Consider the following 24939-nt stretch of genomic DNA (forward strand, 5'->3'; position numbering starts at 1 on the left):
AGAAGTGCCCCGGTGTGACATGGGCCATCGCATGGAGGGTGACCTCCCTGGGAAGCTGCTGCCTTGGTCTGTACCGCGACACAAGGGTGGTGCGGGCCAGGACCTGCACGAACCCCGGACCCACGAGGCCCGGGCGCACCAGGAAGTGGAACCACCCGTGAGCAAGGAAGCCGTGGAATCGGCACAGGCCACCGCCCGCCCCCAGGCGGACCGGATCCCCGCGGACGCGGGCGACGCCGGTTACAGCAAGGACCTCAAGGCCCGCCACGTCAACATGATCGCCATCGGCGGAGCCATCGGCACCGGACTCTTCCTGGGCGCCGGCGGCCGCCTGCACACCGCCGGCCCGGCACTCGCCCTGGCCTACCTGGTCTGCGGCGTCTTCGCCTTCTTCGTCGTCCGGGCCCTCGGCGAGCTGGTCCTGTACCGCCCGTCCTCCGGCTCCTTCGTGAGCTACGCGCGCGAGTTCCTCGGCGAGAAGGGCGCCTACGTCGCCGGCTGGATGTACTTCCTGAACTGGTCGACCACCGGCATCGCCGACATCACCGCGATCGCGCTGTACACCCACTACTGGAGCCTGTTCACGGCCATCCCGCAGTGGGTGCTGGCGCTGATCGCCCTCGCGGTGGTGCTGGCGGTGAACCTGATCTCGGTGAAGATCTTCGGCGAGATGGAGTTCTGGTTCGCGATCATCAAGGTCGCGACCCTGGTGAGCTTCATGTTCGTCGGCATCTTCCTGCTCGCCACCCAGCACGAGGTCGGCGGCGAGAAGCCGGGCCTGAGCGTCATCACCGACCACGGCGGCATCATGCCGCAGGGCCTGATGCCGGTCGTCCTGGTCATGCAGGGCGTGATCTTCGCGTACGCCGCCCTCGAGCTGGTCGGCGTCGCCGCCGGCGAGACCGCCGAGCCGGAGAAGGTCGTCCCGCGCGCGGTGAACTCGATCATGTGGCGCGTCGCCCTGTTCTACGTCGGCTCCGTCGTGCTGCTCGCCCTGCTGCTGCCCGGCTCGGTGTACTCCGCCGACCAGAGCCCGTTCGTCACCGTGCTGTCGAAGATCGGCGTCCCCGCGGCCGGCGACGTGATGAACCTGGTCGTGCTGACCGCCGCCATGTCCTCGCTCAACTCCGGCCTGTACTCCACCGGCCGCATCCTGCGCTCGATGGCCACGGCCGGCTCGGCGCCGAAGTTCACCGCCCGCATGAACCGCAGCCAGGTGCCCTACGGCGGCATCCTGCTCACCTGCGCGGTCTGCGTGCTCGGCGTCGGCCTGAACTACCTGGTGCCCAGCCAGGCCTTCGAGATCGTGCTGAACGTCGCCTCCCTCGGCATCATCAGCACCTGGGTGATCATCATGGTCTGCCACCTGATCTTCGTCCGCCGCGCCCGCGCGGGCCTGGTCACCCGGCCGCACTTCCAGCTCAAGTTCAGCCCGGTCGCCGAGATCGCCACGATCGCCTTCCTGCTGGCCTGCCTCGGCATGATGTGGAACGACCCCGAGGTCGGCCGCAAGACCCTTCTGCTGATCCCCCTGATCGCCGTCCTCCTGGTCGCCGGCTGGTTCGGCGTCCGCCGCCGCGTGACCCGCGACGCGGAGCGGGAACTGTCCGGGCCGGCGAAGTAGCGGCCGGCCCCGGCGGGACCGCTCGGCCCGTACCGAGCGGTCCCGCCGGGGAAGTGATCGAACCCGGTGTCCCCGTGCACGTGCCCCGCATAGGCTGCGGTCCGACGGTGCACGACCACGGGGAGGGTGGGGGATGACCTCGCAGACCGAAGCGGCCTCAGCCGCCGGAGCGGCCGGCGCGATCGACGTGCTCGTGCTGGGCGGGGCCGGGGTGGACACGATCGTGTACGTCCCGGAGCTGCCGCTGCCGTACGCCGACAGCTACGGGATCGACTCCGGCATCCGCACCCGGGCCGGCCAGACCGGCGACTTCATGGCCCTGGGACTGGACGCCCTGGGCCTGCGCACCCACCACCTGGACCTGATCGGCGACGATCCGGAGGGCGACCTCGTGCGCGCCCTGCACCGGGAGCGCGGCATCGGGCTCACCGCGCTGCCCGGCCCCGCCGGGACCAAGCGGGCGGTCAACCTCGTCGGCCCGGACGGCCGGCGGCTGTCCCTGTACGACACCAGCCGCGCCCACCCCGGCGACCGCTTCCCCGAGGACACGCTGCGCGCGCTCGCCACGGCGAGCCGGCACGTCCACGTCACCATCACCCAGCCCTGCGCCCAGTCCCTGCCCGTGCTGGCCGAGACCGGCGTGCCCCTGTCCACCGACCTGCACGACTGGGACGGCGAGAACCCCTACCACGAGCCGTTCGCGCTCGCGGCGGACGTCGTCTTCCTGTCCGCGGCCGCGCTGGCCGACCCCGAGCGGACCGTACGGCGCATCGCCGAGCGGGGCCGGGCCGAGGTCGTCGTCGCCACCGCCGGGGCCGAGGGCGCGTATCTGCTGGCCGACGGCGAGCTGACCCGTATCCCGGCGGTGGCCCCGCCCGCGCCGGTGGTCGACTCCAACGGCGCGGGCGACGCCTTCGCGGCCGCGTTCCTCTACGGCCGGCTCGCCGGCGAGCCGCCCCTGCGCTGCGCCCGGTACGGGGCGGTCGCAGGCGCCCACGCCTGCACCGTCCCGGCCACCCGCGCCGAACCGATGCGCCTCGACGCCCTCGTCGAGCGGATGGCCGCCGTCACGGCGTGAGCCGTGCGGGCGTCAGTGCCCGTGCACGTCGTTCGTCGCCTCGATCCGCTTCCACGACCGGGGCCGCGTCACGTCCGCGCCCGCTCCGGCGAGCGACGCCGCGCGGGCCGCGGGCGCGGCCGGCTTCGACGGCTGGAACAGCCAGGTGTCGAACAGCGCGGCCAGCGGCCTGCCCGACACCCGCTCGGCGTACTTCTGGAAGTCCGCCACCGACGCGTTGCCGTACGCGTGCTCCTTCGGCCAGCCCTTCAGCACGGCGAAGAACGCGTCGTCGCCGATCTCCTCGCGCAGCGCCTGGATGGCGAGCGCGCCCCGGTCGTAGACGGCGGCGTCGAACTGGTGGTCCGGGCCCGGGTCACCGGGCGCGACCGTCCAGAAGGCGTCGTCGGCCGGGTGGGAGGCGTACACGTAGTCGGCGAGTTCCCGCGTGGTGCCCTCGCCCTCGTGCTCCGACCACAGCCACTGGGCGTAGCGGGCGAAGCCCTCGTTGATCCAGATGTCCTTCCAGCCCTTCAGCGACACGTCGTCGCCGTACCACTGGTGCGCCAGCTCGTGCACGACCACCGAGGTGTTGGAGCCGCCCGCGAACTGCTTCGGGCTGTAGTAGACCCGGGTCTGCGTCTCCAGCGCGTACCCGGTAGTGGTGTTGGGCACGTAGCCGCCGGCCGAGGAGAACGGGTACGGCCCGAAATAGCCGCTCAGCCAGTCCACGAGCTCACCGGTGCGCTCCACGCTCGCGCGCGCGGCGCCGTCGTTGTCGCCGAGGTCCTTGCTGTAGGCGTTGAGGACCGGCACCCCGCCGTCGGAGGTGCCGGTGGTGATGTCGAACCTCCCGAGGGCGAGCGTGGCCAGATAGGTCGCCTGCGGCTTGTTCTGCCGCCAGTTGTAGGTGGTCCAGCCGAGCTTCGAGACGGTCGACTGCAGCGTGCCGTTGGAGATGGCCTGCGTGCCGTCGGGCACGGCCACCGACACGTCGTAGGTGGCCTTGTCGCTGGGGTGGTCGTTGCTCGGGAACCACCACCAGGCCGCCTCCGGCTCGTCGGCGGCCACCGCGCCGTCCGGGGTGCGGTGCCACGTGGTGAACCCGTAGGCGCTCTTCGCCGACGGCACCCCGTTGTAGCGGACCACGACGGTGAGCGGTGCGCCCTTCGCCAGCGGCTTCGCCGGCGTGACGACGAGTTCGTGCTCGCCCGACCTGGTGAAGGCCGCCCTGCTGCCGTTGACCCGTACCTCGCTCACGTCCAGCAGGAAGTCCAGGTCGAAGCTGGACAGGTCCTGCGTGGTCCGCGCCAGGACGGTCGCGGTGCCCCGCAGCTCGTCCGTCCCCGGCTGGTACCGCAGCCGCAGGTCGTAGTGCGAGACGTCGTAGCCGCCGTTGCCGTAGTTCGGGTAGTAGGGGTCGCCGATGCCCGGCGCGCCCGGGGCGTGGTTCGCGGCCGATGCCGGGATCGCCAGCAGGAGGGAGGCCGCCGCCAGTGCGCCCGGCGCGAGGATTCTGCGGTGCACGTCAGCTCCAAGTCTTGGGGACAGGAAGTCTGTTCGGAGCCTATTCAGTCGCTGTGGCCCCCGGCCTGTCCATGGCACCTGCCGTCACACGATCGCCATTCGGCCGCAATACGCCACCCGGCTGCCGTAAAGCCCTCTTCTGCACGGGAGTTGACGGGGGTACCGTCCGCCCATGCCGACACGCACGCGCTTCACGACCTGGAGAACGCTCGCGACCGCTGCCGTCGCAGCCCTGACGGCCGCCCTCCTCACCCCGTCCGGCGCCCACGCCGCGCCGCGCGAGAGCCGGCCCGTCTACTCCTACGCACACGCCGTCCGCGAGGCCGTGTGGGTGGACACCGGCCTCGACGCGGACCGCGACGGACGGACCGACCGGGTGGCCGCCGACATCGTCCGGCCCTCCGAACCGGCCCGCCTGGGCCGCAAGGTGCCGGTCATCATGGACGCCAGCCCGTACTACTCCTGCTGCGGACGCGGCAACGAGAGCCAGCTCAAGACGTACGACGCGCAGGGCCGCGTCGTCCAGATGCCGCTGTTCTACGACAACTACTTCGTGCCCAGGGGCTACGCCTTCGTCGGCGTCGACCTGACCGGCACCAACCGCTCCGACGGCTGCGTCGACGTCGGCGGCCGCTCCGAGATCCAGTCCGCCAAGGCCGTGATCGACTGGCTGAACGGCCGGGCCAGGGCCTACACGACCCGCACCGGCTCCACGACCGTCAGGGCGAGCTGGACCAACGGCAGAACCGGCATGATCGGCAAGAGCTGGGACGGCACCATCGCCAACGGAGTCGCCGCCACCGGCGTACGCGGCCTGCGGACGATCGTCCCGATCAGCGCCATCTCCTCCTGGTACGACTACTACTTCGCCCAGGGCGCCCCGCTGTACGACGGCGGCCCCGACGAACTGGCCGGCTACGTCGAGAGCGACGCCGCGCACGCGGCCTGCGCGCCCGTCCGGAAGAAGCTCGCCGACGGCAGCCCGCCGAGCGGCGACTGGACCCCGCTGTGGACCGAACGCGACTACGTGAAGGACGCGGCCCGGGTCCGCGCGAGCGTGTTCCTCGCGCACGGCATGCAGGACCTCAACGTGCGCACCAAGCACTTCGGCCAGTGGTGGGACGCGCTGGCGAAGCACGGCGTCGAGCGCAAGATCTGGCTCTCCCAGACCGGGCACGTCGACCCCTTCGACTACCGGCGCGGCGCCTGGGTCGACACCCTGCACCGCTGGTTCGACCACGAGCTCCTCGGCTACGACAACGGCGTCGACCGCGAGCCGATGGCCGACGTCGAACGCCACCCCGACCAGTGGGTCACCTCCAGGTCCTGGCCGCCGCACGGCACCCGGACCACCACCCTGCGCCCGGCCCCCGGCGCGCACGCGGGCGTCGGCACCCTGGGCCTGCGCCGGGCCGCCGGCACCGAGACCTTCACCGACGACCCCGCGCTGAGCGAGACCGACTGGGCCGCCCGGCTCACCACACCGACCCCCGAGAAGGCCGGCTTCCTCACCGCACCGCTCACCCGCGACCTGCGCCTGTCCGGCTCCTCCCGGGTGACCGTCACCGCCACCCCGACCACCGCCTCGGCCCACCTGTCCGCCGTCCTGGTGGACCTCGGCCCGGACACCGTCCGCGACTACGCCGACGCGGCCGAGGGCATCACCACGCTCACCGACCGCACCTGCTGGGGCGCGAGCACACCCGGGGACAGCGCCTGCTTCCGGAAGACCGCGGCCAGGACGGTCCGGACCGACTACACGGTGTTCAGCCGGGGCTGGGCCGACCTCGGCCACCACGCCTCGCTCGGCAAGGGCGTCCCGCTCACCCCGGGCAAGGCCGTCACGATGACCCTGGACCTGGCGGCCACCGACCACGTCGTCCCCCGCGGCCACCGGCTGGCGCTGATCATCGCCGGCACGGACAAGGACCTCATCGACCCGCCGTCCACCCGGCCGTCCCTCACCCTCGACCTGTCCCGCACGTCGGCCCGGCTCCCGCTGACCGGAGGCACGGCGGCGTTCGCCGACGCCACCGCGGGCGCCACGGCCGCGGCGCCCGCCCCTCGGCGGCTGACCGGCGTCGGCACACCGGACCTGACCGCGCACATCCCCGCGCCCTGACCCCCCCGGCGCCCTGACCCCCCGGCGGCCGGGCCCCCCGCGGGCCCGGCCGCCTGCCGGGTCAGCCGGCGGGCTGGGGACGGACGGTGAGGATCTGCTCGGCGTGGCCCACCGGCCCGTCGACGTCGTGCAGCACGCTGCTGGTCAGGCCCTGCCCGGACGGACCGAACGTGACGGTGGTGTCCAGGCCGGTCCAGGGCCCTCGGGGCGCGCGGTGGAGATGGATCGTCAGGTCCAGGTTGGGGAACATCCAGTGCTCGGGGTCCTGCTGGACGGCGATGCCGTTGGCGGTGTCCACGAGCGCGACGTACGAGGCGAGCGGGGTGCTGGGCTCCCCGGCGACCAGACCGACGGGGGAGGAGATCCAGGCCTGCGTGCGGCCCCTGCGCGGCGGAGGCGTGCGGCGGACGTCGATGGACGGGGCGCCGGCCGGACGCGGGACGCGGAGCGGCGCGCGCCGGGCCGCGGGGGCCTTGGGGAAGGGCCCTAGCCCGCCGCCACCAGCCCCGCCGCCTCGCGGGCGCACCCCCAGGCCACCGTGATCCCCGCCCCGCCGTGGCCGTAGTTGTGCACCAGCGGCCGTCCGTCCGGCAGCGACCGCCGTTCCAGACGTACCGCGTCCCGGGCGGGCCGCAGACCCACCCGGTGCGCCAGGATCCGCGCACCGGCGATCTCCGGGCGGATCTCCGCGCACCGGGCGACGATCGCCCCGGCGGTCGCGGGATCCGGCTCCAGCGACCAGTCGCCCTCCTCCGCCGTGCCGCCGAGCAGCAGCACACCGGGCTGCGGGATGAAGTAGACCGAGGCGGCGGAGGAGTGGTCGACGGAGGTGTACCAGGTGGTGACCCCCGGGTTCTCCACCACCACGAGCTGCCCGCGCACCGGGCGCACCGCAGGGTCCGGCACCAGCGAACGGGAGCCCAGACCGGTGCAGTTGACCACCGCACCGGCGGGCACGGCCGCCAGGTCGGTGACCTCCCGCTCCTCGACCGTGCCGCCCGCCTTCGCCAACCGCTCCCGCAGCCAGGCCAGATGGGCCGGCATGTCGATCACCGGCAGCCGCGCCGCCAGCCCCTCGGGCACCGCCCGCAGCCCGGGCACCCGGCCCGCCCAGGCACCCAGCCCGTCCAGCCGCGTCCCCGCGTGTACGCCCTCGACCAGGCGTACGCCCGTCTCGCCGGGACGGGCCGCCAGCTCCTCGTACACGGCGAGCGACTCCAGCGCCCAGGCGCCGACCAGCGGTTCGGGTTCGATCCGGTACGGCCACCACAGTCCGCCGGCCACCGCCGAGGTCGTGCGTTCGGCGGGCTCGCGGGCCCACACGCGCACCGGCCGCCCGGACTCGGCCAGCACCACGGCGGTCGTCAGCCCGGCGACCCCGCCGCCGACCACGATCACTTCGTCACTCGACTCGCGCTTCACACCCCGACGCTAAGCGAAGGCGCCACGCAGCGCTCACACCCCTCCCCGTGTGGGAATACTCACAGCATGTCTGCCGCATACGCGACCTTCGGCCTGGCACCGGCGACCCGCGCCGGCGGTGTCCTCGCCGACGGTGGCTACGAGCTCCACCGCGACTTCGTGGACTTCGTCGTCGACGGCCGTCCCCTGCTGTTCCTGCTCTCCGACCTGGACGCCGTCTCCCCGCTCGCCTCCGACGTCCCCCCGGCCATCTTCACCGAGCAGGTGCGCGGCCTGCTGCGGGAGACCGAACCCCCGCTGCCCGGCGGCCGGTTCGTGCTCTACGGCTGCCCCGAGTGCGCCGACCTGGCCTGTGGCGCGGTGACCGCGGTCATCGAGCGGGACGGCGAGGACTACGTCTGGCGGGACTTCGCCTGGCAGACCGGTGAACACGCCGACCTGGAACGCAACGGGTACCACGGGACGGGGCCGTTCCGGTTCCGCGGCGCCGAGTACCGGGCCGCACTCGCCGCCCTGGTCCAGGACACCGTCGGCCCGTCCGCGGCCCGCCGCCGGGTGCTGCTGATCGGCGCGCGCGTCGCCGTGCTCGCCCGGCTGGCCGCCGCGCTGCGCGCCATCGGCATCGGCGCCGACATCACCCAGGACGCCGCCGGCGTGCCCGCCGAGGAACTGCGCGGCTACGGCGCGGTCGCCTTCGGCCGTGCCGTGGGCGAGGCGCGGCGAACCTCCGTCATGGACGCGTTCGAGCGTGCCGGGGTGGCGGTCGCCCGGGTGGACGGCCTGGCCCCGATCGTCCCGCTGCTCGTCGCCCAGATCGAGCAGGCCCTGCACCGCGGCCCGCTGCCGCGCCGGATCGCCTCCCTGACCGCCGCCGGCGGTGCGGCCGAGATCGAGGTGACCTCCGCCTGCCGGGTCCGGGTGACGGCGTACCGCCTCGACCGGCTGCGCCGCACCCACGTCCGGGACGTCTTCGACGGCGTCCTGGAACCCGGGCGGCACCGCGTCCCGCTGGACCCCGAGGCGGTCAGGGGGGAGTCGTTCGTGGTGGCCCGGACCGCGGGGAGCGTACTGGTGCGGCCGGTCAGCGGCTGAGGCCCACGGCGGGGAACCGCGCGGAGAGCGGGCCGCCCGGGACATTAGGATCGGCGCTCTGATGACTGCCACCCTCGTCGCCAAGAACCTCGCCGCCGGGCACGGCGACCGCTCCCTCTTCGCCGGGCTCGACCTCGTCGTCGCACCCGGCGACGTGATCGGTCTCGTCGGTGTCAACGGCGCCGGCAAGTCCACGCTGCTGCGCCTGCTCGCCGGCCTGATCCCGCCCGAGCAGGGCGAACTGCGGCTCTCCCCGCCGACCGCGACCGTCGGCCATCTGCCGCAGGAGCCGGAGCGCAGGCCGGGGGAGACCGTCGGCGAGTTCCTGGCCCGCCGCACCGGCGTCGCCGAGGCACAGCGGACGATGGACGAGGCCACCCAGGCGCTGGTCGACGGCGCACCCGGCGCCGACGACGCCTACGCGGCGAGCCTGGAGCGCTGGCTCGACCTCGGCGGCGCCGACCTGGAGGAGCGCGCCGCGGAGGTGGCCGACTCGCTCGGCCTCGCCGTCGGCCTCGACCAGCCGATGACGTCGCTGTCCGGCGGCCAGGCGGCCCGCGCCGGTCTCGCCTCCCTCCTCCTCTCCCGCTACGACGTCTTCCTCCTGGACGAGCCGACCAACGACCTGGACCTGGACGGCCTGGAACGCCTGGAGCGCTTCGTCACCGGCCTGCGCGCGGGCACCGTGGTCGTCAGCCATGACCGCGAGTTCCTCGCCCGCACCGTCACCAAGGTCCTCGAACTGGACCTGGCGCAGGGGCGGATCAACCTCTACGGCGGCGGCTACGAGGCCTACCTGGAGGAGCGCGACGTCGCCCGCCGGCACGCCCGCGAGGAGTACGAGGAGTACGCCGACAAGCGGGGCGCGCTCCAGGACCGCGCGCAGATGCAGCGCTCCTGGATGGACAAGGGCGTGAAGAACGCCCGGCGCAAGGCCGGCGGCGACAACGACAAGATCGGCCGCAAGTTCCGCAGCGAGGCCAGCGAGAAGCAGGCCGCAAAGGCCCGGCAGACCCAGCGCATGATCGAGCGCCTGGAGGTCGTCGAGGAACCGCGCAAGGAGTGGGAGCTGCGGATGGAGATCGCGGCCGCCCCGCGGTCCGGGGCGGTCGTGGCGACCCTGCGCGACGCCGAGGTCCGGCGCGGCGGCTTCACCCTCGGACCCGTGTCGCTCCAGATCGACTGGGCGGACCGGATCGCGGTCACCGGAGCCAACGGCGCGGGCAAGTCCACGCTGCTCGCGGCGCTTCTGGGCCGGGTCCCGCCGCACTCCGGGCACGCGGCCCTCGGCTCGGGCGTCCTGGTCGGCGAGGTGGACCAGGCCCGCGGTCTCTTCCACGGCCCCGAGGCGCTGCTCGACGCCTTCTGCGCGGCCGTCCCCGACACCGAGCCCGGCGAGGTCCGCACCCTGCTCGCCAAGTTCGGCCTGAAGGCCGGCCACGTGCTGCGTCCGGCCGCGACCCTCTCCCCGGGCGAGCGCACCCGCGCCGCCCTGGCGCTGCTCCAGGGCCGGGGCGTCAACCTCCTCGTCCTCGACGAGCCGACGAACCACCTCGACCTGCCCGCCATCGAGCAGCTCGAGTCGGCACTCGACGCCTACGAGGGCACGCTGCTCCTGGTCACGCACGACCGCAGGATGCTCGACGCGGTCCGGGTGAACCGTCGGCTGGAAGTGGCCGACGGCAAGGTGACCGAACGCTAGGAGCGTGCCGAGAGGGGCCGGAGCCGATCGGCTCCGGCCCCTTCCGTCAGCGCTTCTTCGGGTCCAGCAGGCCCGCGCGGCGCAGTGCGTCGGCCATCGCGCTGTTGGCCGGGGCCGGCGCCTGGCGGCCGCCCCGGTCGCCGCCACCGCGGCCCTGCCGCTGGCCCTGACCGCCCTGACCGCCCTGGCCGCCCTGGCGCTGGCCCTGGCCGCCCTGGCGCTGCTGGGGCGGGCGGGCGCCGCCGCGCTGCTGACGACCGCCGCCCTGGCCCTGGCCCTGTGGCGCGGCCTCGTCGTCCAGCCGCAGGGTGAGCGCGATCCGCTTGCGCGGGATGTCCACGTCCAGGACCTTCACCTTGACGATGTCACCCGGCTTCGCCACGTCCCGCGGGTCCTTCACGAACGTCTTCGACATCGCCGAGACGTGCACCAGACCGTCCTGGTGGACGCCGATGTCCACGAACGCGCCGAAGGCGGCCACGTTCGTCACCACGCCCTCCAGGATCATCCCGGAGGCCAGGTCGGAGATCTTCTCCACGCCCTCCTTGAAGGTGGCCGTCCGGAAGGCCGGACGCGGGTCGCGGCCCGGCTTCTCCAGCTCCCTGAGGATGTCCGTGACGGTCGGCAGACCGAAGGTGTCGTCCACGAAGTCCGCCGGCCGCAGCGAGCGCAGCGCGCCCGTGTCGCCGATGAGGGACGCGACGTCCTGCCCCGACGCCTTCACCATGCGCCGCACCACCGGGTACGACTCCGGGTGCACGCTGGAGAAGTCCAGCGGGTCGTCGCCGCCGCGGATGCGCAGGAAGCCCGCGCACTGCTCGTACGCCTTGGGGCCGAGCCGCGGCACCTTCTTCAGTTCCGCGCGGGAGCGGAACGGGCCGTTCTGGTCGCGGTGCGCCACGATGTTCTCGGCGAGCCCGGCTGAGACGCCCGACACCCGGGCGAGCAGCGGCACGGACGCCGTGTTGACGTCCACGCCGACGCCGTTCACACAGTCCTCGACCACCGCGTCCAGCGAACGGGACAGCTTCACCTCGGACAGGTCGTGCTGGTACTGGCCGACTCCGATCGACTTCGGGTCGATCTTCACCAGCTCCGCCAGCGGGTCCTGCAGCCGGCGCGCGATGGAGACCGCGCCGCGCAGCGACACGTCCATGTCGGGCAGCTCCTGCGAGGCGTACGCGGAGGCCGAGTACACGGACGCGCCCGCCTCGGACACCATCACCTTGGTGAGCTTCAGCTCCGGGTGCTTCGCGATCAGTTCGGCGGCCAGCTTGTCGGTCTCCCGGGACGCCGTGCCGTTGCCGATGGCGATCAGGTCGACCGCGTGCCGCTCGGCGAGCCGCGCCAGCTTGGCGATCGCCTCGTCCCACTTGTTGGCCGGGACGTGCGGGTGGATCACGTCCGTGGCGACGACCTTGCCGGTCGCGTCCACCACGGCGACCTTCACGCCCGTGCGGAAGCCGGGGTCCAGGCCCAGCGTCGCGCGCGTGCCGGCCGGCGCGGCCAGCAGCAGGTCGCGCAGGTTCGCGGCGAAGACGTTCACCGCCTCGTCCTCGGCGGCCGTCCGCAGCCGCAGCCGCAGGTCGATGCCCAGATGGACCAGGACGCGGGTGCGCCAGGCCCAGCGGACCGTGTCCTTCAGCCACTTGTCGGCGGGGCGGCCGCGGTCGGCGATGCCGAAGCGGTGCGCGATGATTCCCTCGTACGAGGACGGCCCCTCGGTGGGCTCCTCGGGTTCCAGGACGAGGTCGAGGACCTCCTCCTTCTCGCCGCGCAGCATGGCGAGCACGCGGTGCGAGGGCAGTTCGGTGAACGGCTCGGCGAAGTCGAAGTAGTCGGCGAACTTGGCGCCCGCCTCCTCCTTGCCCTCGCGCACCTTGGCGGCCAGCCGCCCGCGTACCCACATCCGCTCGCGCAGCTCGCCGATCAGGTCGGCGTCCTCCGAGAACCGCTCGGTCAGGATGGCCCGCGCGCCGTCCAGCGCCGCCTGCGCGTCGGCGACGCCCTTGTCCGCGTCGACGAACGCGGCGGCGGCCGCCTGCGGGTCGACCGTCGGGTCGGCCAGCAGCCCCTCGGCGAGCGGCTCCAGGCCCGCCTCGCGCGCGATCTGCGCCTTGGTGCGCCGCTTGGGCTTGAAGGGGAGGTAGACGTCCTCCAGCCGCGCCTTGGTCTCGGCGCCGCGGATCCGCGCCTCCAGCTCCTCGGTGAGCTTGCCCTGCTCGCGCACCGACTCCAGGATCGCCGTCCGACGCTCCTCCAGCTCCCGCAGGTAGCGCAGCCGCTCCTCGAGCGTGCGCAGCTGCGCGTCGTCGAGCATCTCGGTCGCTTCCTTGCGGTAGCGGGCGATGAAGGGCACCGTCGAACCGCCGTCGAGCAGTTCGACCGCGGCCTTCACCTGCCGCTCCCGTACGCCGAGTTCCTCGGCGATCCTGCTTTCGATGGACCCTACGAGGGGTGTCGTCACGATCCCGTACCGCCTTCTCCACTGAGGTTGCGCGGCAATTGTGGCAGGTGGAGCCGACAACCGGGGATCAGGGCGACACGCGGCGGGCCGCCGGTCGGGACGTCAGGCCCCGCTGCCGCGGGCGGAGGACGAGGCGCCGCCGAACAGCCGGGCCAGAGCCCGGAAGGGCAGCGTGACCACCGTCGCGATGGCCCCGCCGATCTGCCGCAGCACGTCTGCGATGGCACGGAACACGAGAATTCCTCCTCACTCCCGGACGCCCTGCCCGGGAGCGGCCCGGGTACCTCCGCCGCCGCCGGTCATGCCCGGCGGGCCGCGCCGGATGGCAGGAAAGGTGGGAAACACGTCATTGCGGCCATGACGTCACCGGCGAAGAATCGAGGCATGCCGCAGCGCACCGTTCTCCTCGTCCTGTTCGACGGCGTGCAGAGCCTCGACGTCACCGGCCCCCTGGAGGTGTTCACCGGGGCCGAGCAGCACACTCCGGGCACCTACCGCGTCCGCACCGCCTCCCTGGACGGCGGCCCCGTGCGCACCTCCAGCGGGCTGGCCCTCGTACCCGACGGGGCGCTCACCGCGATGCCGGACCCGGACACCCTGCTGGTCCCCGGCGGGCAGGGCACCCGGGGCCCCCGATCCGCGGCTGACCGACTGGCTGCGCGCGCACGGCCCCCGCGCGCGGCGGCTCGTCTCCGTCTGCACCGGCGCGATCCTGCTCGCGGCCGCCGGCCTGCTCGACGGCCGCCGGGCCACCACCCACTGGGCCTATTGCGACAAGCTCGCCCGCGACCACCCGGCCGTGGCGGTGGACCCCGAGCCCATCTACGTACGGGACGGGAACGTCGCCACCTCCGCGGGCGTGACGTCGGGCATCGACCTGGCCCTCGCCCTGGTGGAGGAGGACCTCGACCGGGAGGTCGCGCTGAGCGTGGCCCGGCATCTGGTGGTCTTCCTGCGCCGGCCGGGCAACCAGGCGCAGTTCAGCGCCCAGCTCGCCGCCCAGACCGCGCGCCGCGACCCGCTGCGCGAGGTCCAGCGCTGGATCACCGAGCACCCCGCAGGCGACCTGACCGTGGAGTCGCTCGCCGCCCGCGCCCGGCTCTCGCCGCGCCACTTCGCCCGCGCCTTCCGGGAGGAGACCGGCACCACCCCCGGCCGCTACGTCGACCGGGTCCGCCTCGAACACGCCCGCCGGCTCCTGGAGGACACCGGCGACGGCGTCGAGGAGATCTCCCGCGCCAGCGGCTACGGCACCCCCGAGGCCATGCGGCGCGCGTTCGTCCGGGCGCTCGGCACGGCCCCGGCCGAGTACCGGCGCCGGTTCCGCCCCGTCACCGCCAACTGAGAGGACATCCCATGCAGATCGCCGTCGTCGTCTACGACCGGTTCACCGCCCTCGACGCCGTCGGGCCGTACGAGGTCCTCTCCCGCGCCCCCGGCGCCGAGACGGTGTTCGTCGCCGAGCGCCCCGGCCCGGTCCGCACCGACACCGGCGCGCTCGCGGTCGTCGCCGACCGGTCCCTGGACGAGGTGCCCGCCCCCGACGTCGTGCTCGTGCCCGGCGGTCCCGGCCAGAGCGCGCTGATGGAACACGGGCCGCTGCTGGACTGGCTGCGCGCCGCCGACGCCACCAGCACCTGGACGGCCTCGGTGTGCACCGGCTCCCTGCTGCTGGCCGCCGCCGGCCTGCTCGAAGGCCGCCGCGCCACCTCGCACTGGCTGGCCCTGGACCAGTTCGAGCGGTTCGGGGCCGCGCCGGCGCGGGAACGGGTGGTGTTCGACGGCAAGTACGTCACCGCCGCCGGCGTCTCCGCCGGGATCGACATGGGCCTCGCCCTGCTCGGCCGGATCGCGGGCGACGAACACGCCCAGGCGGTGCAGCTGGCCACCGAGTACGACCCGCGGCCGCCCTACGACGCCGGATCACCGCACAAGGCCCCGGCGCACCTGGTGGAACGACTGCGCGCGGGGAGCCGGTTCATCCTGCGGTAGTCCAGGTGAAGCGCGGCTGCCTGCGCTCCAGGAAGGCGGCAACGCCCTCGGCGGTGTCGCCGCTGCGCCGCGCCTGCTCCGCCCAGTGGGCGTCCCGGTCGGTGCGTCCGTCGGCGAACTCCTTGGCGGCGGCCTGGGTGAGCCGGGACCGCGAGGCAAGGACCCGCGTCAGTTCGGCGACCCGCTTGTCCAGTTCGCCCTCGGGCAGCACCTCGTCCACCAGCCCGGTGCGCAGCGCCCGCCCGGCGTCCATCAACTCGGCGGTGAACAGCAGGTACTTGGCGGTGGCCGGGCCCACCAGCGACACCAGCCGCCGGGTGGACGACGACGGATAGACGATCCCGAGCCGCGCCGGGGTCACCCCGAACAGGGCGCCCTCCTCCGCCAGCCGCAGATCGCAGGCGGCCGCGAGCTGGGACCCGCCGCCCACGCAGTGGCCGCGGATCGCGGCGATGGTCGGCAGCGGGAAGGCGGCGAGGGCCTCCTCGGCCGCCACGGCGAGGCCCTGCGCCTCCAGTGGCGACCCCTGGAGCGTGGAGATGTCGGCGCCGGCGCAGAAGGTCCCGCCCTCGCCGGTCAGCACCAGGGCCCGCACGCCGGGATCGGCCGCCAGCTCCGCCAGCAGCGGTGGCAGGGCCCGCCACATGGCGGCGGTCATGGCGTTGCGCTTGGCCGGGTGGCGGATCACGACGGTGGCGACCGAGTCGGTGACCTGGTGCGACAGCTGGGGCTCCATGGGCCCGGATGCTATCCGTCCCGCCGGGACGCCCGGCCGGGCGGGCGCGTGGGCGGGCGTCCGCCGCGTGCGCCGCGGCGGACGGCGCACGCCAAACCCGTACAACCCGAATAGTTCGTGAACCTTGCAGGGGAGCGACAGGAACAGTCCCGCGCCTGCCGGTGTCATACGCAGGCGGTCAGAACCGTTCGATAACAGCTGACTTCTGTTCAGTCCTCGAGTGCGGAGCGCATCGTTACCAACACTCGACGTGTGGTGACAATCGAGCGCGAGGGTGGCGACCGGGCGATGGACGACCAGGGGCGTGGGGACGGGGGCCCGCGCCCGGCGGCAGGCGCCGAGCGGCCGCCCGGCCCACTGCCGTACGAGGGAGTCTGGCGGTTCACCGCGGCCGCCGTGGACGCTTCCGTCCCGCAGGCCCGGCACGCCGTGCGGGACCTGCTGCTGCGGCAGGGCGTACCGGTCGGCGACGACACGGTGTACGGCCTGCTGCTGATCGTCTCCGAGCTGGTCACGAACGCGGTCCGGCACGCGGCACTCCTGTCGCCGATGCTCGCCGTGGAGGTGGCCGTCGGCGCCGAGTGGGTCCGGGTGTCGGTGGAGGACAACCACCCCTACCGGCCCACCGCCCTGGAGGCCGACCACGGCCAGACCGGCGGCCGGGGGCTGCTGCTGGTGCGTGAGGTGGCCCGGGAGGCGGGCGGGGCGGTCGACGTGGAGCACACCGCGAGCGGCGGCAAAGTGATCTGGGCCGCCCTGCCGCTCAAGCCGGCGGCGCCGGCGTAGCGCCTACCAGCCCGCGGACTGGCCCGTCAGTTCCCTGATCGCCGGACGGGCCGCGTCCAGCACCGTCATGAACCACGCCGAGAACGGGTCCCGGGCGTGCCGCTCGGCCAGCTCGGCCGCCGTCACGAAGACCGTCGAGCCGACCTCCTCGGGATCCGGCGCCAGCGGCGCCTGCACCATGCCCACGAACAGGTGGTTGAACTCCTGCTCGACCAGGCCCGAGGCCGGGTCCGGGTGGTTGTAGCGGACGGTGCCCGCCTCCGCCAGCAGCGACGGCGAGACCCCCAGCTCCTCGTGGGTCCGCCGGGCCGCCGCGGTGAACGGCGCCTCACCGGGGTACGGGTGGCCGCAGCAGGTGTTGGACCACACACCGGGGGAGTGGTACTTGCCGAGCGCCCGCTGCTGGAGCAGCAGCCGGCCCTGCTCGTCGAAGAGGAACACCGAGAACGCGCGGTGCAGCTGCCCGGGCGGCTGGTGGGCGGCGAGCTTCTCCGCCGTGCCGATCGTCACGCCCTTCTCGTCGACCAGTTCCAGCAAAATCGCCTCTGCGGTGCCGTTCGACGAGCTGTACGTCTCGGTGGCAGGTGTGATCGGCATACCCATCCTTCGCCTCGGTCTTGCACCCCAAGTCTGCCGTACGAATCCGGCACTCCCGGCACTTCCCCGCACGTCCGCATGTCCCGCGCGGGGCGGTGCCGGAGTGGGACCCCGGTGGTTCATCGTGCCCGGCGCCCTCCGCCGGGAACCGTCCGCCGGGCCCGAACAGAGGTGCCTACGGTGTCCGGGAGCCCGCGGTCAGAGGCACAGCCGCGCCTCGTGCTCCGCGTGCCCGCCCGGCTCGAGCTGGAAGGTGCAGTGCTCCACGTCGAAGTGGTGGCCGAGGCAGCCCTGGAGCTCGTGCAGCATCTTCTCGTGGCCGATGGCGTTCAGCACCTCCGAGCTCACCACCACGTGCGCGGACAGCACCGGCATGCCGGAGGTGATCGTCCAGGCGTGCAGATCGTGCACGTCCTCCACGCCGTCCAGCGCCAGGATGTGCGACCGGACCTCGGCCATGTCGACGTCCTTCGGCGCCGCTTCCAGCAGCACGTCCAGCGTCTCCCGCAGCAGCTTCACCGTGCGCGGCACGATCATCAGCCCGATGACCAGCGAGGCGATCGGGTCGGCCGCTTGCCAGCCCGTGGTCAGGATCACGGCCGCCGAGATCAGCACCGCCACCGAGCCCAGCGCGTCCGCGGCCACCTCCAGGAAGGCGCCGCGCACGTTCAGGCTGTCCTTCTGCCCGCGCATCAGCAGCAGGAGCGAGATCGAGTTCGCGAGCAGGCCGAACAGGCCGAACACGATCATCAGGCCGCCCGCGGTGTCCGCGGGCGTGAGGAAGCGCTGGATCGCCTCGTAGAGCACGTAGCCGCCGACGCCGAGCAGCAGCAGGCAGTTGGCCAGGGCGGCCAGGATCTCGGCGCGGGCCAGGCCGAAGGTGCGGTTGGTGCTCGGCGGGCGGTTGGCGAAGTGGATGGCGAGCAGCGCCATGCCGAGGCCCAGCGCGTCGGTCGCCATGTGGGCCGCGTCCGCGATCAGGGCCAGCGAGTCCGCGAGGAGACCGCCGGCGATCTCCACCACCATGATCGTGAGCGTGATGCCCAGGGCCACCCGCAGCCGGCCGCGGTAGGCGGCCGCGGCGGTGCCCGTGGGCGGCGCATGGCTGTGCGCGTGCCCGTGGTCGTGCCCTGCCCCCATGAGAGGACCACCCTTCCGTGTTGCGCGCGTGGCCACAGTCAACTACGGGCGGGTGGTACCGGGCAACGCGGCACTGAACACCGTTGTCATCTGCTCTGACCTGCGCAAACAACCGGCAGGTCAGGCAGTGGACCGCCGCTGCGCCACCGGCTCCGGCTCAGCCGCCGTGGCGCAGCCGCCAGCCCTCCCAGGCCGACTCGATCATCTCCCGCACCCCGCGCCGGGCCCGCCAGCCGAGCGCCTCGGCGGCCCGCTCGGCCGAGGCGACCGCGCGCGGCGCGTCCCCGGGCCGGCGCCCCTCCACCAGCGCGGGCCGCCGGTCGCCGGTGACCTCCCCGATGACCGTGACCATCTCCCGCACGGAGACGCCCTCGCCGCGGCCGATGTTCAGCGTCAGGTCGCCGGCGTGGTCGCCCCCGGCGAGCCGCCGGGCCGCCGCCAGATGGGCCTCGGCGAGGTCGGCGACGTGAATGTAGTCACGCACGCAGGTGCCGTCCGGCGTCGGATAGTCGTCCCCGAAGATCCGCGGGGCCTCGTCCCTGGTGAGCCGGTCGAAGACCATCGGCACGATGTTGAACACACCGGTGTCCGCGAGTTCCGGCGCGGCCGCCCCCGCCACGTTGAAGTAGCGCAGGCACGCCGTGGAGATCCCGTGCGCCTGCCCGGCCGCCCGCACCAGCCACTCGCCGGCCAGCTTGGTCTCGCCGTAGGGGTTCACCGGGGCGCAGGGGGTGTCCTCGGTGATCAGGTCCACGTCCGGGTTGCCGTACACGGCCGCCGACGAGGAGAACAGCAGCCGGCCGATCCCCGCCTCGGCGACCGCGTCCAGCAGCGTGGCCAGGCCGCCCACGTTCTCCCGGTAGTAGCGGGTGGGCTGCGCCACGGACTCGGCGACCTGCTTGCGGGCCGCGAGATGCACCACACCCGTCACGCCGTGCTCCGCGAAGACCCGCTTGAGCAGGTCCCCGTCCAGCGTCGAGCCCTCGACCAGCGGGACGCCCGCCGGGAGCCGCGCGGGCACGGCCGCCGACAGGTCGTCCAGCGCCACGACGCTCTCGCCGGCGCCGGTCATGGCCCGTGCCACATGCGCCCCGATGTATCCGGCTCCGCCGGTGATCAGCCAGGTCATGGTCGTCCACCCTATGCCGAACCGGGCCGGTGTCCGCGATGGCGGAGGATGCCCGGGTCTGCGCCGCATGGTTTGTGGGGCGGGCCCCGCATCACCGATGATGATCGCGGCAAAGGAGCGGGCAGCCTCCGTGGGCCGGGTCGTGAACGGCCGGTGAACACGGCCTTCCGCCCATCCGATAGCCTCTGCCGACATGCCGCCCGGGTGCCGCAGGCAGGGCGCCCCACCACGCAGAAGCCCGGCGCCTCCCGCGCCGGCACCCAGGGAGTGAGTTTCGGTTGTCGACCGCCATCGTCACCGGTCAGCCGGTCCCCGGATCGTCACTCGAGAACGATCTGCGGTCCCTCGGCTTCGACGTGCGCGTGGCCGCCGACGCCGCCGAGACGGGGACCCTGCTCGCCGCGGTACCGGCCGGGACGCGCGTGGCCCTGGTCGACGCCCGCTTCGTCGGCCACCCGCACGCCCTGCGCCTCGGCCTCACCGACCCGCGCTTCCCGCTCGCGGCCGTGCCCGGGGCCGTCACCGCGCAGCCGGAGGCCCGCCAGGCGCTCAGCCGGGCGCTGACCCGCGAGGCCTCCACGGGCGGCGGCACCGCGGTCGCGCTGGACTCCCTCGCCGACCGCGTCGTCACCGCGCTCGACGCCGACGACGCCGGTGTGCACCACCCCGAGCTGGGCAGCCTGGTCGCCGCCGTCCCGGCCGACCCGCAGGCCCGCAACGAGGCACGGCAGGCCGTCGCCGCCGTGGACGACGAGACCGTACGCCTCAAGTCGGCCGTGAAGTCCCGCGACGGCTTCTTCACCACCTTCTTCATCAGCCCGTACTCGCGCTACATCGCCCGCTGGTGCGCCCGCCGGGGCCTGACCCCCAACCAGGTCACCACCGCCTCGCTGCTCACCGCGCTGATAGCCGCGGGCTGCGCGGCGACCGGCACCCGGGCCGGCTTCGTGGCGGCCGGCGTCCTGCTGATCGCCTCGTTCGTGCTGGACTGCACCGACGGCCAGCTCGCCCGCTACGCCCTGAAGTACTCCACGCTCGGCGCCTGGCTCGACGCCACCTTCGACCGCGCCAAGGAGTACGCCTACTACGCCGGCCTCGCCCTCGGCGCGGCCCGCGGCGGCGACGACGTCTGGGCCCTGGCGCTCGGCGCGATGATCCTCCAGACCTGCCGGCACGTCGTGGACTTCTCCTTCAACGAGGCCAACCACGACGCCACCGCCAACACCAGCCCCACCGCCGCCCTCTCCGACAAGCTGGACAGCGTCGGCTGGACGGTCTGGGTGCGCCGGATGATCGTCCTGCCGATCGGCGAGCGCTGGGCGATGATCGCCGTCCTCACCGCGTTCACCACCCCGCGCATCACCTTCTACGTCCTGCTCGCCGGCTGCGCCTTCGCCGCGACGTACACCACGGCCGGCCGCGTGCTGCGCTCGGTGACCCGCAGGGCCCGGCGCACCGACCGGGCGGCCCAGGCGCTGGCCGACCTCGCCGACAACGGCCCGCTCGCCGGGTCCGTGGCACGTGCCACCCGGGTCCGCCTCGGCGCCCCGCTGCTGGTCGCCCTGGCCGGCACCGCGGTGCTCGCCGTCTCCCTCTTCTCCGGCGTGACCTGGGCGCCCGTCGCCGGCGCCGCCGTCTACGCCGTCACCGCCGGCCAGGCCCTGCACCGCCCGCTCAAGGGCGCCCTCGACTGGCTGGTGCCGCCGCTGTTCCGCTTCGCCGAGTACGGCACCGTGCTGGTGCTGGCGGCCCACGCGGACGTGAACGGAGCCCTTCCCGCGGCTTTCGGGCTGGTGGCCGCCGTCGCCTACCATCACTACGACACGGTGTACCGCATCCGCGGCAACGCCGGAGCGCCCCCGGCCTGGCTGGTGCGCGCCATCGGGGGGCAGGAGGGCCGGACGCTGCTCGTCACCGTCCTCGCCGCGTTGCTCACCGCCTCGCAGTTCAAGGCCGCGCTCACGGTCCTCGCCGTGGCCGTCGCCGTGCTGGTGCTCGTCGAGAGCATCCGCTTCTGGGTGTCCGCTGGGGCGCCCGCCGTACACGACGAAGGAGAACCCGCATGATCGGCCTCGTGCTGGCGGCCGGCGCCGGACGGCGTCTGCGCCCCTACACCGACAGCCTTCCCAAGGCTCTGGTGCCGGTGGGCCCCGCGGGCATAGAGGGCGAGCCGACGGTCCTGGACCTCACCCTCGGCAACTTCGCCGAGATCGGCCTGACCGAGGTCGCGATCATCGTCGGCTACCGCAAGGAGGCCGTGTACGAGCGCAAGGCGGCCCTCGAGGCGAAGTACGGCCTCAAGCTCACCCTCATCGACAACGACAAGGCCGAGGAGTGGAACAACGCCTACTCCCTGTGGTGCGGCCGGGACGCCCTGAAGGACGGCGTGATCCTCGCCAACGGCGACACCGTGCACCCGGTCTCGGTGGAGCGGACGCTGCTCGCGGCCCGTGGCGAGGGCAAGCGGATCATCCTCGCGCTGGACACCGTGAAGTCCCTCGCGGACGAGGAGATGAAGGTCGTCGTGGACCCCGCCAAGGGCGTCCGGAAGATCACCAAGCTGATGGACCCCGCCGAGGCCACCGGTGAGTACATCGGCGTCACCCTGATCGAGGGCGACGCGGCCCCCGAGCTGGCCGACGCGCTGAAGACGGTCTTCGAGACCGACCCCCAGCAGTTCTACGAGCACGGCTACCAGGAGCTGGTGAACCGCGGCTTCCGGATCGACGTCGCGCCGATCGGCGACGTGGCCTGGGTGGAGATCGACAACCACGACGACCTCGCCCGCGGACGGGAGATCGCGTGCCAGTACTGACCCGGCTGATCCCCTCGCCGGTCGTCGTCGACATCCGCCCGGGTGCCCTCGACGACCTGGCCGGGGTGCTCGCCGACGAGCGCATCTCGCAGTCCGGCCGGCTCGCCGTCGCCGTCAGCAACGGCTCGGGCGCCCGGCTGCGCGAGCGCCTCGCCCCGACGCTGCCCGGCGCCACCTGGTACGAGGTCGGCGGCGGCACCATCGACGACGCGGTCCGGCTGGCGAGCGACATAAAGGCCGGCCGCTACGACGCCGTCGTCGGGCTCGGCGGCGGGAAGATCATCGACTGCGCCAAGTTCGCCGCCGCGCGCGTCGGGCTGCCGCTGGTCGCCGTCGCCACCAACCTCGCGCACGACGGGCTGTGCTCGCCGGTCGCGACCCTCGACAACGACGCGGGCCGCGGCTCGTACGGCGTGCCGAACCCGATCGCGGTCGTGATCGACCTCAACGTGATCCGTGAGGCGCCCGTCCGCTTCGTGCGCTCCGGCATCGGCGACGCCATCTCCAACATCTCCGCGGTCGCGGACTGGGAGCTGGCCAACCGGGTCAACGGCGAGAAGATCGACGGTCTCGCCGCCGCCATGGCCCGGCAGGCCGGCGAGTCGGTGCTCCGGCACCCCGGCGGCGTCGGCGACGACGGCTTCCTGCAGGTGCTGGCCGAGGCCCTCGTCCTCACCGGCATCGCCATGTCCGTCTCCGGCGACTCCCGCCCCTCCTCCGGGGCCTGCCACGAGATCAACCACGCCCTCGACCTGCTCTACCCGAAGCGGGCGGCCGCCCACGGCGAGCAGTGCGGCATCGGCGCCGCCTTCGCGATGCACCTGCGCGGAGCGCACGAGGAGGCCGCGTACATGGCCCGCGTCCTGCGCCGGCACGGGCTTCCGGTGCTGCCGGAGGAGATCGGCTTCTCGGTGGACGAGTTCGTCCGCGCCGTGGAGTTCGCTCCGGAGACCAGGCCCGGCCGCTACACGATCCTCGAACACCTCGACCTCAAGACGAACCAGATCAAGGACACCTACGCCGACTATGTCAAGGCCATCGGTAGCTGAACTCCGTCCGGTCGTCCACCCCGTCGGGGTGAAGGACCGGCGCAGCGGTGAGCACTGGGGAGGACGCCTCTACATGCGAGAGGTGTCCCTGCGCGTCGACCGCTACCTGGTGAACACCCGGGTCACGCCCAACCAGCTCACGTACCTGATGACCCTCTGCGGGGTGCTCGCGGCCCCGGCGCTGCTGGTGCCGGGGATCACGGGCGCCGTGCTCGGCGTCGTCGCCACCCAGCTCTACCTGCTGCTGGACTGCGTCGACGGCGAGGTCGCCCGCTGGAAGCAGCAGTACTCGCTGAGCGGGGTCTACCTGGACCGGGTCGGCGCCTACCTCACCGACGCGGCCGTCCTGGTGGGCCTCGGCCTGCGCGCCGCCGACCTGTGGGGCGGCGGCCGGATCGACTGGCTGTGGGCCTTCCTCGGCACGCTCGCCGCGCTGGGCGCCATCCTGATCAAGGCCGAGACCGACCTGGTCGGCGTCGCCCGGCACCAGGCCGGCAAGCCGCCGGTCCAGGAGTCGGCGGCCGAGCCGCGCTCCTCCGGCATGGCGCTGGCCCGCCGGGCCGCCGCCGCGCTCAAGTTCCACCGGCTGATCCTCGGCATCGAGGCCGCGCTGCTGATCCTGGTCCTGGCGATCGCCGACCAGATCCACGGCGACCTGTTCTTCACCCGGCTCGGCACCGCCGTCCTCGCGGGCATCGCCATGCTCCAGACCGTGCTGCACCTGGTGTCCATCCTGGCGTCCAGCAGGCTGAGGTGAGTGCCATGAAGGTCGGCGCGGTCATCATCACGATGGGCAACCGGCCCGAGGAGCTGCGGGCCCTGCTCGACTCCGTCGCCAAGCAGGACGGCGACCCCGTCGAGGTGGTCGTCGTCGGCAACGGCTCGCCCGTCCCGGACGTCCCCGAGGGCGTCCGGACCGTGGAGCTGCCCGAGAACCTGGGCATCCCCGGCGGCCGCAACGTCGGCATAGCGGCCTTCGGGCCGGCCGGCCGCGATGTCGACGTACTGCTGTTCCTGGACGACGACGGCCTGCTGGCCCGCCACGACACGGCCGAGCTGTGCCGCGAGGCCTTCGCGGCCGACCCGGAGCTCGGCATCATCAGCTTCCGCATCGCCGACCCCGACACCGGCGAGACCCAGCGCCGGCACGTGCCCCGGCTGCGCGCCTCCGACCCGATGCGCTCCTCCCGGGTCACCACCTTCCTCGGCGGCGCCAACGCCGTGCGCACCCGGGTCTTCGCCGACGCCGGCGTCCTCCCGGACGAGTTCTTCTACGCCCACGAGGAGACCGACCTGGCCTGGCGGGCCCTCGACGCCGGCTGGATGATCGACTACCGGTCCGACATGGTGCTCTACCACCCGACGACCGCGCCCTCGCGGCACGCGGTGTACCACCGCATGGTCGCCCGCAACCGGGTCTGGCTGGCCCGCCGCAACCTCCCCGCCCTCCTGGTGCCGGTGTACCTCGGGGTCTGGCTGCTGCTCACGCTGGCGCGCCGGCCCTCGGGACCGGCCCTGAAGGCCTGGTTCGGCGGCTTCAAGGAGGGGTGGAGCAGCCCCTGCGGACCCCGTCGCCCGATGCGCTGGCGTACGGTGTGGCGGCTGACCCGACTGGGCCGGCCCCCGGTGATCTGACAAGCTCGACCGTACGGACCCGCCCCGGCGGGCGGGTCCGCCGCCCT

At 73.5% G+C, this 24939-nt stretch carries 20 protein-coding genes and 2 pseudogenes; 13 read left to right on the top strand and 9 right to left on the bottom strand.

Annotated features, from left to right (window positions below):
• The first annotated feature begins 157 nt into the window (after positions 1-157).
• Together ACFYU0_RS15430 and ACFYU0_RS15435 are read left to right on the top strand one after the other, a co-directional pair.
• A complete protein-coding gene (locus ACFYU0_RS15430; protein WP_389301211.1) occupies positions 158-1624 on the top strand; it encodes an amino acid permease in 1467 nt (488 codons plus the stop codon).
• A 133-nt stretch (positions 1625-1757) separates the two neighbouring features.
• A complete protein-coding gene (locus ACFYU0_RS15435; RefSeq protein WP_389301213.1) occupies positions 1758-2702 on the top strand; it encodes a PfkB family carbohydrate kinase in 945 nt (314 codons plus the stop codon).
• Between the two features lie 12 nt (positions 2703-2714).
• Here ACFYU0_RS15435 and ACFYU0_RS15440 read toward each other — a convergent pair whose 3' ends face one another.
• Positions 2715-4208, bottom strand: a complete 1494-nt coding sequence (locus ACFYU0_RS15440) for a M1 family metallopeptidase (RefSeq protein WP_389301215.1) — start codon at positions 4206-4208, stop codon at positions 2715-2717.
• A 172-nt stretch (positions 4209-4380) separates the two neighbouring features.
• Here ACFYU0_RS15440 and ACFYU0_RS15445 point away from each other — a divergent pair, with 172 nt between their 5' ends.
• Positions 4381-6330 (top strand): Xaa-Pro dipeptidyl-peptidase, encoded by a 1950-nt coding sequence (locus tag ACFYU0_RS15445; RefSeq protein WP_389301217.1) that lies wholly within the window; start codon positions 4381-4383, stop codon positions 6328-6330.
• A 61-nt stretch (positions 6331-6391) separates the two neighbouring features.
• On the opposite strand, the pseudogene ACFYU0_RS15450 reads toward ACFYU0_RS15445, so the two are convergent.
• Both ACFYU0_RS15450 and ACFYU0_RS15455 read right to left on the bottom strand, forming a co-directional pair.
• Positions 6392-6751 (bottom strand): annotated as a pseudogene (locus ACFYU0_RS15450) (thioesterase family protein); the annotation flags it as partial.
• Positions 6752-6816: 65 nt separating this feature from the next.
• Positions 6817-7728: an FAD-dependent oxidoreductase gene (locus ACFYU0_RS15455; protein ID WP_389301912.1), complete on the bottom strand. Its 912-nt coding sequence runs from the start codon at positions 7726-7728 to the stop codon at positions 6817-6819.
• Between the two features lie 90 nt (positions 7729-7818).
• Here ACFYU0_RS15455 and ACFYU0_RS15460 point away from each other — a divergent pair, with 90 nt between their 5' ends.
• Both ACFYU0_RS15460 and ACFYU0_RS15465 read left to right on the top strand, forming a co-directional pair.
• Positions 7819-8844, top strand: coding sequence for an oxidoreductase (locus ACFYU0_RS15460; protein ID WP_389301220.1), 1026 nt, complete (start codon positions 7819-7821; stop codon positions 8842-8844).
• A 61-nt stretch (positions 8845-8905) separates the two neighbouring features.
• Positions 8906-10546 carry an ABC-F family ATP-binding cassette domain-containing protein gene (locus tag ACFYU0_RS15465; RefSeq protein WP_389301223.1) on the top strand — a complete coding sequence of 547 codons (1641 nt, stop codon included), beginning with the start codon at positions 8906-8908 and terminating at the stop codon, positions 10544-10546.
• Between the two features lie 46 nt (positions 10547-10592).
• On the opposite strand, the gene ACFYU0_RS15470 is transcribed toward ACFYU0_RS15465, so the two are convergent.
• On the bottom strand, positions 10593-13013 hold the full coding sequence (locus tag ACFYU0_RS15470; RefSeq protein ID WP_389301226.1) for a Tex family protein: 2421 nt from the start codon (positions 13011-13013) through the stop codon (positions 10593-10595).
• 102 nt (positions 13014-13115) lie between these two features.
• Positions 13116-13247 (bottom strand): LPFR motif small protein, encoded by a 132-nt coding sequence (locus ACFYU0_RS15475; protein WP_351668260.1) that lies wholly within the window; start codon positions 13245-13247, stop codon positions 13116-13118.
• 150 nt (positions 13248-13397) lie between these two features.
• Between ACFYU0_RS15475 and ACFYU0_RS15480 the strand changes: the two are divergent.
• Positions 13398-14358: pseudogene (locus tag ACFYU0_RS15480) on the top strand (GlxA family transcriptional regulator).
• Positions 14359-14369: 11 nt separating this feature from the next.
• The gene (locus ACFYU0_RS15485; protein WP_351668264.1) at positions 14370-15005 is read left to right on the top strand and encodes a DJ-1/PfpI family protein; all 636 of its coding nucleotides are present in this window, start codon (positions 14370-14372) and stop codon (positions 15003-15005) included.
• Here ACFYU0_RS15485 and ACFYU0_RS15490 read toward each other — a convergent pair.
• On the bottom strand, positions 14992-15741 hold the full coding sequence (locus ACFYU0_RS15490; protein WP_389301228.1) for an enoyl-CoA hydratase/isomerase family protein: 750 nt from the start codon (positions 15739-15741) through the stop codon (positions 14992-14994). The two genes, ACFYU0_RS15485 and ACFYU0_RS15490, sit on opposite strands and share 14 nt — an antisense overlap.
• 288 nt (positions 15742-16029) lie before the next feature.
• Between ACFYU0_RS15490 and ACFYU0_RS15495 the strand changes: the two genes are divergently transcribed.
• Entirely contained in the window at positions 16030-16527 is a 498-nt protein-coding gene (locus ACFYU0_RS15495; RefSeq protein WP_351668414.1) for an ATP-binding protein, read from the top strand.
• Between the two features lie 3 nt (positions 16528-16530).
• Here ACFYU0_RS15495 and idi read toward each other — a convergent pair whose 3' ends face one another.
• The 3 genes from idi to galE all read right to left on the bottom strand — a co-directional run bounded on the left by idi (position 16531) and on the right by galE (position 19393).
• A complete protein-coding gene (idi, locus tag ACFYU0_RS15500) occupies positions 16531-17124 on the bottom strand; it encodes an isopentenyl-diphosphate Delta-isomerase (protein WP_351668267.1) in 594 nt (197 codons plus the stop codon).
• A gap of 198 nt (positions 17125-17322) precedes the next feature.
• Complete coding sequence (locus ACFYU0_RS15505; RefSeq protein ID WP_351668268.1) at positions 17323-18264, bottom strand: cation diffusion facilitator family transporter; 942 nt, start codon at positions 18262-18264, stop codon at positions 17323-17325.
• Positions 18265-18421: 157 nt separating this feature from the next.
• Entirely contained in the window at positions 18422-19393 is a 972-nt protein-coding gene (gene galE / locus ACFYU0_RS15510) for a UDP-glucose 4-epimerase GalE (RefSeq protein WP_351668270.1), read from the bottom strand.
• 278 nt (positions 19394-19671) lie between these two features.
• Between galE and ACFYU0_RS15515 the strand changes: the two genes are divergently transcribed.
• Genes ACFYU0_RS15515 through ACFYU0_RS15535 form a run of 5 tightly spaced genes read left to right on the top strand, consistent with a single transcriptional unit; the run spans position 19672 to position 24892 of the window.
• Positions 19672-21459, top strand: a complete 1788-nt coding sequence (locus ACFYU0_RS15515; protein WP_389301232.1) for a DUF5941 domain-containing protein — start codon at positions 19672-19674, stop codon at positions 21457-21459.
• On the top strand, positions 21456-22208 hold the full coding sequence (locus ACFYU0_RS15520) for a sugar phosphate nucleotidyltransferase (protein ID WP_389301235.1): 753 nt from the start codon (positions 21456-21458) through the stop codon (positions 22206-22208). Before ACFYU0_RS15515 ends, ACFYU0_RS15520 begins: the two co-directional genes overlap by 4 nt.
• Positions 22196-23257: an iron-containing alcohol dehydrogenase family protein gene (locus ACFYU0_RS15525; protein WP_351668276.1), complete on the top strand. Its 1062-nt coding sequence runs from the start codon at positions 22196-22198 to the stop codon at positions 23255-23257. Before ACFYU0_RS15520 ends, ACFYU0_RS15525 begins: the two co-directional genes overlap by 13 nt.
• The gene (locus tag ACFYU0_RS15530; RefSeq protein ID WP_351668278.1) at positions 23235-24014 is read left to right on the top strand and encodes a CDP-alcohol phosphatidyltransferase family protein; all 780 of its coding nucleotides are present in this window, start codon (positions 23235-23237) and stop codon (positions 24012-24014) included. The genes ACFYU0_RS15525 and ACFYU0_RS15530 overlap by 23 nt, the downstream gene beginning before the upstream one ends.
• 5 nt (positions 24015-24019) lie before the next feature.
• Positions 24020-24892, top strand: a complete 873-nt coding sequence (locus ACFYU0_RS15535; RefSeq protein WP_351668280.1) for a glycosyltransferase — start codon at positions 24020-24022, stop codon at positions 24890-24892.
• Positions 24893-24939 lie beyond the last annotated feature (47 nt).

It is taken from the genome of Streptomyces sp. NPDC003720, from assembly GCF_042875075.1.
Classification (GTDB): Bacteria; Actinomycetota; Actinomycetes; order Streptomycetales; family Streptomycetaceae; genus Streptomyces.